The following is a 16,374-nucleotide window of genomic DNA, read 5'->3' on the forward strand; positions in this document are numbered from 1 at the left end:
AAAATCAGGAAGCATAAACTTCAAAAGTTCTATAGGGGTCATATAAAATTCTTAGATTACAAAGTTCTTATTTTATTTTGACATTTCCTCCCCAAGCTTTGCGCTTCATCCGTTTTGTGGCACATTCGTGGCGCATTCGGAAGTGAGCGTACCTGCGCCACAAATATTACGCTTTCCAAATTTTGTGGCAGAATCGTGACATAGCCAAAAATGCAAATTAAAAGTGATTAAAGCCAGATAGACATTTCAATTTTAAATTATAAATTGAAAGGTTTTGGCATGTACGGAGTATTCTCTAAGGAGAATGATACACTTATTGGATACTGCGGTTTGATTTTATCGTCAGATATCAATGATTATGAATTAATTTATGCTTTAGATAAGCAATATTGGGGAAAAGGTTTAGCAACAGAAATAGCAAATGCTATAGTCAAATATGGTTTTGAAAAATTAAAAATTAAAACGATTTTTGCATCAATAGATCCTGCTAATAGAGTTTCCGAAATAGTACTTTTGAAAATTGGCTTTTTAGAAAAATTCAGAAGAGAAGATGAGTTTGGACTTGAAACAATATATTTTAATCTTGACCAAGTGTAAGTAACCTACTCCTATCGTATTCCAGCTTGCAAAATATGTCGATTAAACTAAAATTGTTTTATCATTTTAGAATTAAAATGCTATTTGAATAATTTAGATGCAAACTGATTCAGACATCTGCGCCATGTAAGCCATTCATGAGCAGTTTCAGGTGATTCGTAATATTCATACTTAATTCCTTGTTGCTCCAGCATTGCTCGAAATGCTCCAACTGATCCAGGAAAAGGAATAGGCTCTTTAGTGCCTAAACCCAGCCAAAAAAGCTTAATTTTTTTATTCAGTGCATTGCCTTCTTTATATTTCCCATCTAAAAAGGTAGAAACGTTAATGACATCTGTACTGGGATAATTTGCCGTACCGCTAAATCCGCCGTAGTATGAAAAAGTATCAAGATGATTCATCATAATTCTCATGGTCTGATTGGCACCCATCGAAAGACCCGCAATGGCCCTGCTCTCCCGTTTAGATATAGTACGGAACTTAGCATCAATCATTGGAATAACTTCTGTAATAAGCACCTCTTCAAAGACAGATTCTTCTCGTCCCTCTTTGACTTTATTACTTTGAGATTTATAGGCATAACCATTGTCCATCACAATGATCATCGGTATCGCTTGCTTTAAGGCAAGCAAATTATCTAAAATTAAATTTGCTCTACCTTGAGTAGTCCAGCCTGTTTCGTTCTCAAAACTTCCGTGCTGCAGATAAAGTACAGGATAGCGTGTTTTTTCATTCTCATTATAACCTGCAGGAGTATATATAAGGCAACGTCTGTGAGAATTAGTCAGTTTTGAGAAGTAAATATTTTCGCTTACAAGACCATGGGGCACGTTTTTCAAAGCAAAAAAATCCTGATCTGATGACGGAATTTCTATACCGCTGCCCAGTCTCCCTGCGCCGTAGAAATAAAGGCTTCCCGGGTCAGGAACCGAAGCTCCATCAATATTCAGCTGATAGTAATGGAAACCTTCGTCCTGAGGATTGGATTCTCCAATCCATATCCCATTACTGTCTTTTTGCATATCATATTTTACACCTCCAATATCAAGCTGCACGCTGTGTGCAATTGGTGCCAGAATACTTGTACGTATACGTCTCTGCGAATTAACCTGAGGAAATTTTTTTTCTGGCTGATTGACAGATGAAGGTTTAAAATCTTCAACAACAATCTGTTTTTCCTGACTCCATGCGGCCTGAGCAGATAAGCTGAAAATTATAATAACTGTACTAAGAAATAATTTCATATGATTTTTTTTAGTTTATCCCTTTTTTTGTGCTAAGTCATTTGCTGCATTTGCGAGAAAAATATACCATGCACCACCATCTATGATACACTCATTTTCTCCCCAAAAAAATGGCCAGTCATCCTTGTTCTCTAAATAGTCCGGTTTTAGAAAAATAAGCCCCGGAACTACTCCTCCTGCTATTGTTGTAAAATCAGCCCGATTACATCCATAAGCTACTTTTTTGGATCTGTTTCCTACCGCATTTACAAAAGATAAATTAGAATAAGGATGGCATCCAAAAATATAGTTCAATCCCTGGTAAACATATTCTTTGTCCATGATATCCGGATAACTTTTATGAATATAATAATTGCTAATTGCCCAATTAATAACCTGTGAACTACCTCCCCATCCTCTGAGTGCAATAGGAACATTATAAGGATTTGCAGTATTTTCCATATCAGTTTTACTCTTATAATTAAGCACATAAGCGCGTAATTTTATTCTATACTGATCATTCATAGATGGCAAAGCCAATAGGGCTGAATTAATATTAACTTCCAAATTTTCATCCAGCAATTTCCAAATTTTATCTAAAAAACCCATTTTATATTGCTCATTATTTGTACTTAAGTACAATTGAAGCATGGCAATCATATCACTACCTCTGCCCCTTTTTGACATTGGCCCCTCATCAGGTTTTCCTTCTTTTTCTAAAGCAGTTGCTTCTCTCATTAACTTTTCAGCAATAAACAGACACTTTACAGAGAGTTTATCATTATACCCTTTTAATGCCCTGCTTGCGGCAGCTAGTGCTCCTGCAGTCCTATAATCTAAAAATGAACTTCGGTTTGTAAATGCCCATCTGTCATCAAGTGTTCCACTTGAACCTCCATTAGATTCATATGGCTTAAGAGATGCGTTATAGGGCAGATTATCTGTTTCAGTAGAGGCATCACCAAGATGATGATACTGATGCAGGTTGGGCACCACTATGCCTCTTACCGGATGGCCAATATTTTCAACTTGTGCCACAAGGTTTAATACCCCATGCTCAATTTGCTGTAATAAATCGGGTTGGCCATCAGGGCGATGGATGTCTACAAATTGCGTCTTTTGATCGATATAAGTTTCGTCCCTGTTTACTTTGAATGCTTCCCATGATTCTACAAAACTATTGATAACACTAACATGAGAAAAAGTTTGTATATCAAAATCCCCTGCATCAAACCAGCCCCCTACTGCCATTCCCGGAATACGCTCTAATGGCTTATATTTAGTATCTGTAGTTGGGCCTTGCTTATAGCCATCAAAATGATCGTGATTTAGTGGTGCCTGAAGACAATCATCTAAAAAAGGTTTTCCATGCCAAACCCGGTACGCCTCGTTTACTTCCATATGGTCCATTTGCACAGGAAACCATACATCCATGGTGGGATGCCATGTCTTTGAATAAATATCATCCTCAATTTGAAAAGTATTTGTTTTTTGGTCTCCATATTGAATGTAATAAAGCCCCTTTTCTTTTACAGTACTAAAATCAAATTTTGCATAACTATATCTAAGATAATTTCCCCAAACTTTGACATCAGCTTTTAGTTTCTCTATAAATTTTCCATCATCACCAAGTTTAAAAACCGATGCACTACCTAAAGCCTTATCGTTTATATCAAGCTCAATAACAGCAACTTTCTTTTGGCTTGGCATGTAGCCTACTTGCGAAAATCCTATTATGGGTTCTCTTGTCCAACTCGGGATGACATTTGGTTCTACATACCAGGTGAGCACTTTTCCTTTTTTGTTGGCAGGAAGAATACTGCGGGCTATAAACCATCCGTTCTGCCCCAAATTTCTTCCATCGAAGAGCATTACATCCTGATCTTCAGAGTAAATATTTACAGTACGCTCAGGGTTTTCAGGTGCCAGGATCAAATTTTTACCAGATTCCAGAGGCAGGGCAACTATAAATTCATTTTTTCCGCGATCATCAAATGTATTGTGCCCTGCAAACTGTGGTATTTTTTGAGAAGAAGGCCAAACTTGAGTGTTGCCAGAAGGATATCTGGGAAATGTTCCGGCTTTTCCATCAACCAAATAATTACTTTCGAAATAAGAAGTTGGTAAAAATTCCAAATTAAACCCGGCCCGGCCTTCTAACTGTTTTGGAACTGGTTTATCCAACATAACATTTATTACAAAACCTTTTCCCTGTGGCGTAACTATAATTTTGGAATCAAAGTCAAAATCTTCATATCTGAGTGTGACTTCAATAGAATTGATAGCCCTGTTGACTTTTCGACTGATCATTTTAGGAATTAAATCCCATTGTTCCGGTGTGTTTTGAAGCCTTATTGCACCGCCAGTTACCGTTCTTACACCGTGATGAATAAACTCTATTCCTGCTGCTTTTTCGTCAAAAAACATTCCATTGTATTCATTATTAAAAACCCATATATTCAGACCCAACGTTTCAAAATACTCTTTTTCATTTAACAGCAAATTTTGAGAAAAAGAATTGTTTGCCAGATTAAATAAACAAAGAAATATAATTACTTTTTTTAATGAAATTCTATTGAAAATAACCGTTGAAATGCTAGTAAGTTTGCGCATAATTATATATTTAATGTTGCAACCCAGCAACAAGTACCTGGACTGATGAACTTTTTATTTGTCATGTTTTAGGTTAAATTCAATTCACCGCCAGATACTGTATATTAAATCAATGGATTTGTTATATTGAACAATCTCTAGTCTTTAAATAAAAGTGGCGCTAATTCTTTGAAGCTGCGACGCCAGGTTAGAAATTCATGAGCTGTATTTTCAGAAATATAAGAAACAGCATTGTATCCGGCATCTTTCAGCGTTTTTACTGCAGCCTGCACAGATTCAGGTCTTTCACGGCTACCACAGCTTATAAAAATCAGCTTAATCTTTGATTTATCTTTAATTTCCTCAGGTTTATAAATTCCTCCGCTTAAAAGCGCATAATGAGAAAAAACATTGGGTTTATTGACTGTGATGCTATGCGTTTCCATTCCTCCCATTGATAAGCCCGCCATTGCTCGATTTGACTGATTAGAAAGCGTTCTGAAATTTAAATCAACATAGGGGATTAGCTCTTCTACAAGGACAGTCTGAAATGGTTCTATCCTGAAACTTGCCAGACCGCCGTATTTAACCTCATTTGTCATACCGTATGTCATGACGATAATAAATGGTTTTATTTTGCCCCTTGCAATCAAATTATCCATAATTAAATTGACACGTCCCTGATTGCTCCAGGCCGTTTCATCTTCTCCCCATCCATGCTGTAAATACAAAACCGGATATTTACTTGTCTTATCTTTATGATAATCCGGTGGCGTATACACAAAAGCCCTGCGTGATGTATTGGTGCTTTTTGAGGGAAAAAAAATCTGCTGTAAATTTCCGTGCGGAACATCTTTGAGCGCATAAAAATCCTGATCATGGGCTGGTATTTCGATACCGCTTTCCCAACGAGTTGAACCATAAAAATTGAGTGCGCCCGGATCGTTGAAAATACCGCCATCGATGGTGAGATGATAATAGTGAAAACCTTCATCCAGTGAACCAGCTGTTGTACCCCTCCAGTAACCATCCTGCTCTTTTATAAGAACCGTTCCTCCTTTTGCTCCCCCCAGTCCCAGACTTATTACAACAGACTTAGCGTCGGGAGCCAAAATTTGAAATCGCGCATAACCCTGAGAATTCACTTTTGGATATTCCTGTCCTGGCTGATTAACTGCTGATGGTTTAAAATCTTCTATAATAGAAGCCGGACTTGTCTGCGCAAAACCTACGACACCTGATAAAATCAACGCCCCTAAAAGAACAATTGTATACTGTTTCATATTTTTTTTTAAAAAAATTATTTTACTTCCGGAACTATAATTTGATATTTTCCGCTAAGATGCATAAGACTAAAGAGATACATGAGTCCGTCATAGTAAGGATCAAAATAACCGTCATCATATGGTTCGAGTTTTACATTCCAGACAGCATGAACAAAATCCATACTCTCTTTATCTTGATTGACTAATGATGCAGTTGCCGCTGTTGATACTAAACCTATCGAGTGTCTGAGTTTCTTGACCGGACCGGCCTGAAGAATAAAATCAGGAGTAGAACCGTCCAGATTAAATTGATCCTTATAAGTATCTAATCCCTTAGACCTAAGGAAATATTGAAATCTTTTAGCATAATCTTCCTGCCATTTTTGATCTTTTCCGTACCAGGTATAATCCATAGCTATATTCATAGGAACACGCCAGGAATCATAGCGAAATGCAGGAGGCATCCAAGGTGTGGGATGCGGTTCGCCATTAAATTCCGAATAATCTGAAGTCAGCCCCGTTAAAGGATGGCAGGCTTTATGCAGAAAATCACGAGAAACATCGGCACATTCTTTATAAAACTTCTCATGTCCATCTTTAGCATACAACACCCATATTTCGTAAAATGCAGGAACATGATAGGACGGATCTGTCCAGTGGTATCCACCTCCTTCAGGTACAAAAGAGATCTGTTTATGTTCAGTATTTATAATATTATGTACATTGGCAGTCCCATCTTTTTCCCACATGGCATCCAATATTCTTCTGGCTTCTTTGTAGTAATTTACTCCTGTAGCATTGCCCCACTTATTAGATGCAAAAAGCAGGCTGGTTATATAATACAATTCTCCGTCTGAGGCAGAACCGGGAGAATTTTGTATCTTGGCTTGCGGATTCACACTCCATGCAAAATAACCTTCTCGTGGTCCGTTTTGATGCTGCATATATTTTACTGACCATCGCCATAGACGATCAAAAACTTCTTTTTTATTGAGCTGAACCGCTACCATCATTCCATAAGACATTCCTTCGGTACGGGCATCCTTATTTTTTACATCAGAAACATATCCTAGCGAATCGCCTTCTTCAAAATACACTCGATTGGGTCCTTCAAAAACATCATAATAAGCTTTGGCTAATTTCTTGTCTATTTCAATTTGGCTGTAACCTGCTTCCTTAAAAAGATTCCGGTAATAAGGTCTTTTATATTCTGATTTTTCTATTTTATTTTTATTTTGACTTATAACAAAAGCTGGAATAATTACCATAAAAAAAATCATTAAAAGTCGGATTTTAACCAGAGGTTCACTTAGTAAATTATTTATAACCATGTTTTTTTTTAATTGATTTAATTTTAAACTTTATTAAATTGTTTTTACTTGTTTACAAATCTGTATAAATTGTCTTTTTTTGTTGCAACATCAACCAATATTGTAGGCTTAAGTTCAAGTGGTTTTATATTAGATTTTTCAGAGATAACAGCTTTTGGTATTTGATCAACAAAATAAAAGGGGTTAGGATTTTCTCCTTTTGCCGCTGTCACTTTACCACCAGATTGTAGTATTAAATTATTAGGCATCCGTAGTCTTAAATTTCCTCCCAATTCTGATTTTACAATTAATTTAATAAGCTGATAATTTTCCCACTTCATTTCAACTATTTCGAATCCCCCCCTTACACGTATTCCTTTAATACTTCCTTCTTGCCAGAGATCCGGTAAGGCAGGAAGCAAATGAACAGCTCCATCAGAACTCTGCACAAGCATTTCGGTTATCCCGGAAGTGCATCCAAAGTTTCCATCAATTTGAAATGGAGGATGAGCATCAAAAAGATTATTATAAGTACCTCCGCCTTCTATATTTACTCCCAGAGGAGTGAGTTGGTTTTTTATAAGCAAATAAGCATGATTCCCGTCTTGCAGTTTAGCCCACCAATTGATTTTCCAGCCCATACTCCAACCTGTTGAAACATCTCCGCGTTGCATTAAAGTATTCTTCGAAGCCGCAAATAACTCAGGTGTTTTATAAGCTCCTATTTGATTGGAAGGAAATAATCCATACAAATGAGACACGTGCCGATGATGATCTTCAGGGTCATCAATATCATCAAGCCATTCCTGAAGCTGATTGTATTTCCCTACTTTCATTGGTGGGAGTTGACTGCGTAGCTGTTGTAAAGTATCAACAAAAACAGCATCTTCTTTTAAAATTGCTGCTGCCCGAATTGCAGTTGTAAAAACATCATAAACAATTTGATTATCCATCGTAGTTCCTGCATCAAGCGATGAACCATTATGAGCCTTCGGTGCATTTTCAGGTGAATTTCCCGGATTCACTACAAGCCATTTATACAAAGGATGCTCTACAAGAAAATCTACGTAAAATAATGCCGCTCCTTTTAATATTGGATAAATAGATTTTAAAAATTCTTTATCACCTGTATAAAGATAATGCTCCCATAGGTGTTGGCTTGCCCACCCACCGCCAGCAGTCCATAATCCCCAAAAAGCACCATCTACGGCACCAGTAGAACGCCAGATATCTGTATTGTGGTGTGCCATCCATCCTCTTGCACCATACATGGTTCTGGCTGTTTCCTGTCCCGTTGCTGCCAGATCTTTTACCATCTCTAAAAAAGGCTCATGCAACTCTGAAAGATTCGTTTTTTCTGCTGGCCAATAATTCATTTGGGCATTTATATTGATTGTATATTTACTATCCCAGGCAGGATTAAGATTATTGTTCCAAATACCCTGCAGATTGGCTGGCTGGCCTCCAGGCTGAGAGGAAGATATGAGCAGGTAACGGCCGTACTGATAATATAATGTCACAAATTGCGGATCATTTGTGTCTCTAAAATTTTTCAACCTTACATCAGTAGGTAAATCATTTTGAGGAGTTTGTCCTAAATTAAATTTAACACGATTAAAATATTGTTGATAGGCTACGATGTGAGATTTTTTAATTCTTTCATAAGATTTACTAAAAGCCCTATCCATATAGTCAGCAGCTTTTTTGTCTTGATTGCCACTAACATCATGATAATTATTAAAATTGGTAGCTATCGATACATAAATAGTAACTTCATCTGCATCTTTTACAATAAGCGAACTATCAGTTTGTTCTAATTTTCCTTTATCTAACTTTATTCGGGTTATTCCTTTAAAGTTAATCGCCCCCTTTACTCCTTCATGGTCGCTGGAAGTGCCGGTAATCTCAAGATCATTTGAAGTACTTACAGCAAAATTATTTACTTTATGAGGTGTACTATAATTTGCAGTAAAAGAAATACTTGCTTTTTTATCTGCTGTCAGATGAATTACAACTACCCGTTCTGAAAAACAGACAAAAGCCTCCCGGGTATAACTAACATCATTAACCTTATAGCTGGTTTTTGAAATTGCCTTTTCTATATCAAGTTCCCGTCTGTAATTAGAATACTTTTGATGACCTTCAAAATTTAGATTAAGATTTCCCACTGGTTGAAATATTTGTCCCTGTGATTTCTTAGAAATAAAAGTCTGATCTGCTAATTTTTCAGCTTCTTTATGTTTTCCTTCAAAAATCATATTCCTGATTTTTGGCAAAGCTGCCAAGGCATCCGCATTATCATTTCTATTGGGGCCACCACTCCAGACCGTATTTTCATTTAACTGTATAACTTCATGCTCAACATTGCCATAGACCATGGCACCCAAAAACCCATTACCAATAGGAAGGGCATTTTCCCATACATTACCTGATGGTTCATTGTACCAAAGCTTTAGATTCGGATTATCCTGTGAAAATCCGATAAGGAATAAAAGGAATAAGAGCATTGAAAATATTTTTTTCATAATCTATAAATAATTTTTGATCTAATATATTTTGAGCATATGACTCCTTCAAATAGGCCAGGAAAATGCAGCATTTTGCCAATCTTTTAAAATAATGGAAATCGAATTCTAAATAGCTCTAATTCAAAACTAATGAAAAAGCCGAAAGGAATTTAACTTCCGCCTTTTGCTGTAAAAAACTAGTCCTAACCTATAGTTATAAACTACCCTTCTTTAAAAACATTTCCAAGACTAACTTAACAAGTGTGTTTAATACAAATATAAAAAAAATATCAAAAGAACAATCGGTTGTTTAATTTTTAAATAAACATTTTATCAAAAAAAGCACAAATAAAAAACATTATATCTATTTTTAAAGCCAAAAAAATAGACTAAACACACCTAACCAACTTCATTATAAAGTGATTTTTGTAGCTACAATTGGTTGATTTAGATTAGAACAGGACAGGGAAGAATATGTAAACTGGTCCCTATTTATGTCATTTTTCAGATTAACAATACCTGGTTAAAGAATCATTAAAAGAGTACTTTTCTTTTGCTAATCCTTCATTAAACAATCAAGGAATTATTTCTTTATCGGGGGAAAAATTAGGCATAAATGGGCTTGCTGTCATACCATCTAATGTATTTTAAACAACCATCAATAAATAATATAGATCTAAATAAGAATAATGAAAAGTTTTTCTCAAGATAATAAATTGCCATAGCAATTTATATAATAGATTTACTAAACTAAATGATGCTTCAAATGAACTATTAAAGGCTTCAAAAATGATAATCGCTTTTGAGATTTCAAACTATTTTTACTCTTTTGATTTTGCAAATGTTGAAATACAAATTGAGGGTTTCATTTTTTTTTGATAAACAATCAGTCAAAATATTTTTAAAGTAAAACAATAGGTAGAAAAAGAACAAAACAACCAGTATACATTATGAGTAATACATCGCAAAAACTTTCTGTGCTAGAAAAAATAGGCTACGGTTTAGGTGATTTTGCAGCTAATTTGATTTTTCAAACCCTGCTGACTTTTTTGGCCTTCTTTTATACAGATGTTTATAAAATTCCTGCCGGAACAGCTAGTATAATTATTTTTGTTGGTGGCTTTATTGGTGCTTTTTTTAATATCATTATGGGAGTTATTGCTGATCGTACTCAGTCGCGCTGGGGGAAGTTCAGACCCTGGATATTATGGACAGCTTTACCTTTCGGAATTGCTTCTGTGCTCTCTTTTTTAACTCCTGATTTTGGAACAAACGGTAAGATCATCTATACCTTGCTGACTTACTTTTTTTTGGTCCTGATATATTCAGCCAATAATTTACCTTATGTGGCCTTAAGTGGTGTATTGACTGGCGACATGAAAGAGCGAAACAGCCTTTCTTCCTATCGTTTTGTAGCTGTTATGATAGCCCAATTTATAATTCAGTCCCTTTTGTTACCATTGGTTCTAATTTTGGGACATGGTAATAAAGCAATTGGTTTTAAAAATACGATGATACTGTTTGCTGTAGTTGGAGTGATTTGCTTACTCATTACTTTTTTTACAACCAGAGAACGAATTATACCTACAAAGAATCAGGAATCTTCAGTTAAGCAGGATTTTATTGATTTATCTAAAAACGGACCGTGGCTGGTGATGTTACTAGTTACCATTCTGGTTTTTATAACCTTGTCGTTAAAAGGGGGAATGTATGTTTTCTACTTTAAATATTATTTAGATCCAGCTGCTCAAACTGAATTTTTGAATGATATTGGTTTTACTTCACTCGTTAATGGACTGAATAATTCCTTAACAGCAATGGGATTTGTAGATTTTCAGTGGCCAAAAGACGTTCCTACTTCAGCATTTAGCCTCTTTAATGCCGGAGGAATTATTTTCATGATCTTTGGGATTATTTCTTCCAGATCGCTTGCCGATTCCTTTGGTAAAAGAAACATTTACATCCTCTTTATTTTCTTATCCGCTATTAGTTTACTGGTTTTTAATTTATACAGCAGAACAGCTATTGCGCTGGTTTTTATAACCCAGTTACTGCATGGATTTATTTACGGAATCACGATTCCGCTATTGTGGGCTATGATGGCTGATGTAGCTGATTACAGCGAATGGAAGAACAATCGAAGAGCAACTGCCACTGTTTTTTCGGCTATGCTTTTTGGATTAAAAATAGGGATAAGTATTGGTGGTGCATTAGGCGCTGCTTTTCTATCTAAATATGGCTACGTAGCCGAAGAGGTCAATCAGGTACCAGCAGCAGTAGAAGGAATCAAACTTTCTATAAGTATCTATCCTGGCTTTATATTTATCATAAGTGCAGTTCTTTTGTGCTTTTATGTAATAGATAAAAAATTAGAAATTCAGATTGAAAAAGATTTAAATGAAAGAAGGAATAATGAGAAAAAAACGAAGGGTTAAATTAGAATAAAACTTAACTTTTAAATTAATTTTCAAATTAAGATAGAGTGTAAAACCAGCTTTATAATTCCTCTCTCTACCAGTAAAGAACACACACAATACCTTTTTTAAAACTTAAAAATTGTCATTATTATGTATTCTTTTGAAAAACAAATAATTGGTTTTGGATTTAATATTATATATTTAATTTTAATTTACTAATCATTTTATAATGTCCCAAAAAAAATATTTTAGAGTCAGCGTCATATTATTTTTTATAATAAATAATTTGTTTTCTCAAAATACATTTGAAAACTATCAATTTCGGTTACTCACTAATGAGACTTCAAAGAGCGGCATTTATACCATTACACAGGATCAATTTGGCGTTATGTGGTATGGAACAAATGGTGCAGGCTTATATAAATATGATGGTATAAATTATGAAGCGTACGAGCAAAACTCCAAGCTTCGTAATTCTATTAATAGCAATTTAATTTACGCTACTTACGTCGATAAACACAACCGGTTGTGGGTAGGGACTGATGAAGGCTTATGTCTTTACAATCGGAATTTAAATACTTTTGAAAGTATTGATATTCAAAAAAAAATCAAGAAAGAAACGGTCATTTCTGTTAAAAGTATTATAGAGGACAATCTGGGTAATCTATATTTAGGAACATTCAATAGCGGTTTACTCAGGCTCAATATAAAATCACGAGAAATCACTAAAATTAAGCCAGAGGTTCCCAATACTACAAATTACCTTATTAACTGCCTGGTAAAAGACAAAAGAGGAATTATTTATTTGGGTACTACCTTCGGTTTAAAAGTAGTTGACCCAATAAAAAATGAGATTACAAAAGTAAACATCTACAAAGACACTGAATTGCGCTCTTCAACTATCATTTCGATGTTTTTTGACAGTAATCAAAACTTGTGGATTGGAAATGGATTCAAAGGTCTTCTTAAAGTAGACTTATATTCTAAAAAAAAACAGGTTGTTTCTTATCCCATTACAAAAAAAAGGATTATGTCGATTCTGGCTACAGATACTAAAACGATTCTTTGTGCTACAGAAAATGACGGTTTAATTGTTGTGAACGATCAGGGTATTGTTCAAAAAAAATATGTAAACAACAAATTCAATATCCGTAGTTTAAGTTCTAATTCTGTCTGGTCTTTATTTTTAGACAAAGAAAATAGAATTTGGCTGGGGTATTACAACAAGGGTTTAGGAATTTTTGATAAAACAGACAGTAAGGTAAGCGTAATCGAAAGTTTACCCGGAAACTCCCAATCATTACAAACCAATTGTGTTACCAGTGTTGCAAAAGATCATAAGGGCCAGTTATGGATTTCTATGGAAGGCGGCGGTGTCGATATTTATAACCCTGAGAACAAAATATTTGGGCATATTACAAAATCGAATAACAGTTTTTATTCCGGATTAACCAATGATAATATCACAAATGTTTTTATTGATAAAAAGCAGAATATCTGGTTATCCAGCTGGAATGAGGGGATTTTTCTTTTAAAGAAAGGAAGCAGAAACTTTATTAATTACAACACAAAAAATACAACTGATTTGACCTCAGACAATATTATGAGTATTGATGAAGACTCGCAAGGTGTGATTTGGATAGGAACCTTTTCAAAAGGCCTTCATTATTATACTCCTTCAGATGGTAGTTTTCATCATTGTAATGCCAAACCTTTTTATAGAAATGGAATAGTCAATTTAGACATTAGAAAGGTAATGGTAGATTCTGATGATGCAGTCTGGATTGGTTCAACAACGGGTTTATACAAGGTCACAACAAACGATTACGTTTCTTTTTCAGTAATTTCTTTTCGGGATAAAATGTCCGAAAAACTTAAAAATCATAAAAGCACACATACCATTAATACGTTATATGAATCCGGAAACAAAGAAATCTGGATTGGTACTGATGGAGCCGGATTATTCAGCTACAATAAAAAAACAGATTTACTCAAGTGGTATATCAATTTTGAAGGGCTTCGTGAAAAATCAATTTCGTCGATTGTAGAATCTAATGATCACGACATTTGGTTAAGCGGAAAGAAAGGTATCACAAAACTAAATTTAAAAAACAAGACTGCCATAAATTACTCCACCTATGACGGCTTACCGGGAAATGACTTCAATAATAATGCTGTTCTTAAAGATGAAAACGGATTACTCTATTTTGGAAGTTATGAAGGTTTAAACTACCTCAATCCTGCAAATTTAGTAAAAAGTAAAAAACAGCTTCCAATTTATTTAAGTGATCTGAAAATTTTTAATAAGTCAATTGGCCCGCTTGAAGAAAACTCACCTTTAATAAAAGTAATATCAGAAACAAAAAAAATAATCCTCAAACATGATCAGTCTGTATTTACAATTGATTTTATTGCCATTAACTATTCTTTTCCGGCCAGAAATGAATTTGCTTATTATCTGGAAGGTTTCGAGGATTCATGGAATTACGTTGGTAATAAACGCTCGGCAACTTATACGAACTTAGCCCCGGGCCACTATGTTTTCAAGGTTAAAGCAGCCGAAAAAAATGGAGTCTGGAGCCAACCATTAGAACTAAAAATAGAAGTTTTACCCCCTTGGTGGAAAACATCTTTTGCTTATCTCTTTTATGCCCTACTACTATTGGCTGCGGTACATTTTGGTAATCAATACTATCAAAATCGTTTTAAACAAAAGCAAATTATACAATTTGAAAAACAGAAAGCCATTCAAATTGAAAAGTTAAATAATAAAAAATTACAATTTTTCACCAATATCTCACATGAGTTCAGGACTCCCCTGACTTTGATTTTAAATCCTTTAGCAGATATAATTAAAAATAATAGTCCAGATTTATCAGGCACTGTATTACATAAACTGCAGACCATTCAGAAAAGTTCTGAAAGGCTTTCGAGATTAATCAATGAGTTAATGGATTTTAATCAACTGCAGTTTAATAAAATGCCCCTTCAATTACAGCTAATTGAGGTAATTGATTTTACAAAAGAAATTGTGAGTTATTTTGACGAAGAAGCATTAAGCCGGGGAATTAAGCTCGGTTTTGAGTCTGACACATCAGCATTAAAAGACTGGATAGATCCCAAAATGTTTGAAAAAATTATTTTTAATCTTATTGCCAATGCTTTTAAAGTTACACCAGATAATGGGATAATAAAAATCAAAATAGTAGTTAATGAAGAATTAAGAAATTTTCCGCTAATAAATTCCACCAGTATTAATTCTTACTTTATGGTTATTGTTGAAGACACAGGAACGGGATTAGATAAAAAAGATATTAAACGAATCTTTGACCGTTTCTATCAGGTAAATAATTTAAATAAAACTTATTACGGAAGTACAGGAATAGGATTGGAAGTGGTGCGTGGATTCGTAGAATTACATAAAGGAATAATTGAAGTAGAAAGTGAACTGGGCATCGGCACTATTTTTAAACTATTGTTTCCTATCGGAAAGGAATTTTTTAATGAAAACGAAATACTAATTGAAGAATTTAAAAACGAGAAAAAAATAAGCTTTACGCCTATTGAGGAAAAAGCATCAATACCATCACAGGATAACCAGGAGAAACAAGATAGGGTTCATACCATTTTGATCGTGGAAGACAATGTAGAACTTCGAAATTATCTAAAAAACGAACTCAAAAAAGAATATAAAGTTATAACAGCAGAAAACGGTCAGGTTGGTTTACAACTAGCTTTACAAAAACTGCCTGACTTAATATTAACAGATGTAATTATGCCGGTCATGAATGGTTTAGAATTGTGCAAAAACATTAAAGCTGATTTAAAAACGAGCCATATTCCTTTAATGATGCTATCTGCAAAAGCCTTAATTAAAGATAAATTAGAAGGGATTGACTCTGGTGCAGATTTATATTTGAGTAAACCTTTTGATATGGATATTTTAAGATCCAGCCTGGTCCAGCTCATTAACAGCAGGCAAATTATGTTTAATAAATTTTATAACGGAATTACTCCAAAAGCAAAAGAAAAAACAACCACTTTAGATAATGAATTTATAAAAAACATTCTGAATTACATTACTGAAAACATAAGTAAACCGGAGTTAAGTGTTGAAGTTTTGGCATCGAAAGTATTTTTAAGCAGAAGCCAATTGTATCGAAAAACTAAAACACTTACAGGAGTAACTGTAACTGAATTTATTCGTAATGTTCGTTTAGAAAAAGCGAAAGAATTAATAGAACTCGGTAATGACACCATAACCGAAATCAGTTTTAAGGTTGGTTTTAGTTCTCCTTCTTATTTCACAAAATGCTATAAAGAAAAATACGGATACTTGCCCACCCAAAATAACAAACAATAAAATTTTAAAGAAATATCAAAGACGGTTTATACCGTCTTTTTTTTGCTTCATAAATAACTAAACTTCTTCTTCAGTTTCAAAAATTTGAGTTTTCGAGATT

General features: G+C 34.5%; 8 protein-coding genes. 3 read left to right on the top strand and 5 right to left on the bottom strand.

Annotated elements, in window-relative coordinates; translation table 11 throughout:
* The first annotated feature begins 264 nt into the window (after window positions 1-264).
* On the top strand, window positions 265-597 hold the full coding sequence (locus NJT12_RS13470; protein ID WP_271336442.1) for a GNAT family N-acetyltransferase: 333 nt from the start codon (window positions 265-267) through the stop codon (window positions 595-597).
* An 80-nt stretch (window positions 598-677) separates the two neighbouring features.
* On the opposite strand, the gene NJT12_RS13475 is transcribed toward NJT12_RS13470, so the two are convergent.
* The 5 genes from NJT12_RS13475 to NJT12_RS13495 form a co-directional block, all read right to left on the bottom strand.
* A complete protein-coding gene (locus tag NJT12_RS13475) occupies window positions 678-1,841 on the bottom strand; it encodes an alpha/beta hydrolase (protein ID WP_271336443.1) in 1,164 nt (387 codons plus the stop codon).
* A gap of 15 nt (window positions 1,842-1,856) precedes the next feature.
* Window positions 1,857-4,433, bottom strand: a complete 2,577-nt coding sequence (locus NJT12_RS13480; protein WP_271336444.1) for a glycoside hydrolase family 9 protein — start codon at window positions 4,431-4,433, stop codon at window positions 1,857-1,859.
* A gap of 137 nt (window positions 4,434-4,570) precedes the next feature.
* Window positions 4,571-5,695 (bottom strand): alpha/beta hydrolase-fold protein, encoded by a 1,125-nt coding sequence (locus NJT12_RS13485; RefSeq protein WP_271336445.1) that lies wholly within the window; start codon window positions 5,693-5,695, stop codon window positions 4,571-4,573.
* Between the two features lie 17 nt (window positions 5,696-5,712).
* A complete protein-coding gene (locus NJT12_RS13490) occupies window positions 5,713-6,945 on the bottom strand; it encodes a family 8 glycosyl hydrolase (RefSeq protein WP_271336446.1) in 1,233 nt (410 codons plus the stop codon).
* A 107-nt stretch (window positions 6,946-7,052) separates the two neighbouring features.
* Window positions 7,053-9,512, bottom strand: a complete 2,460-nt coding sequence (locus NJT12_RS13495; RefSeq protein ID WP_271336447.1) for a glycoside hydrolase family 95 protein — start codon at window positions 9,510-9,512, stop codon at window positions 7,053-7,055.
* A gap of 932 nt (window positions 9,513-10,444) precedes the next feature.
* On the opposite strand from NJT12_RS13495, the gene NJT12_RS13500 reads away from it, so the two are divergent.
* Both NJT12_RS13500 and NJT12_RS13505 read left to right on the top strand, forming a co-directional pair.
* Window positions 10,445-11,929 carry an MFS transporter gene (locus NJT12_RS13500; protein WP_271336448.1) on the top strand — a complete coding sequence of 495 codons (1,485 nt, stop codon included), beginning with the start codon at window positions 10,445-10,447 and terminating at the stop codon, window positions 11,927-11,929.
* Window positions 11,930-12,140: 211 nt separating this feature from the next.
* Window positions 12,141-16,274, top strand: coding sequence for a hybrid sensor histidine kinase/response regulator transcription factor (locus NJT12_RS13505; protein ID WP_271336449.1), 4,134 nt, complete (start codon window positions 12,141-12,143; stop codon window positions 16,272-16,274).
* The last annotated feature ends 100 nt before the right edge of the window (window positions 16,275-16,374 follow it).

The sequence above is a fragment of the Flavobacterium azizsancarii genome, assembly GCF_027980145.1.
Lineage (GTDB): Bacteria > Bacteroidota > Bacteroidia > Flavobacteriales > Flavobacteriaceae > Flavobacterium > Flavobacterium azizsancarii.

What these genes read in the sequence shown, in the direction of transcription:
- NJT12_RS13495 (WP_271336447.1), bottom strand. Translation starts at nt 9,512, where the DNA reads ATGAAAAAAATATTTTCAATGCTCTTATTCCTTTTATTCCTTATCGGA.
- NJT12_RS13480 (WP_271336444.1), bottom strand. Translation starts at nt 4,433, where the DNA reads ATGCGCAAACTTACTAGCATTTCAACGGTTATTTTCAATAGAATTTCA.
- NJT12_RS13475 (WP_271336443.1), bottom strand. Translation starts at nt 1,841, where the DNA reads ATGAAATTATTTCTTAGTACAGTTATTATAATTTTCAGCTTATCTGCT.
- NJT12_RS13490 (WP_271336446.1), bottom strand. Translation starts at nt 6,945, where the DNA reads ATGGTAATTATTCCAGCTTTTGTTATAAGTCAAAATAAAAATAAAATA.
- NJT12_RS13505 (WP_271336449.1), top strand. Translation starts at nt 12,141, where the DNA reads ATGTCCCAAAAAAAATATTTTAGAGTCAGCGTCATATTATTTTTTATA.
- NJT12_RS13500 (WP_271336448.1), top strand. Translation starts at nt 10,445, where the DNA reads ATGAGTAATACATCGCAAAAACTTTCTGTGCTAGAAAAAATAGGCTAC.
- NJT12_RS13485 (WP_271336445.1), bottom strand. Translation starts at nt 5,695, where the DNA reads ATGAAACAGTATACAATTGTTCTTTTAGGGGCGTTGATTTTATCAGGT.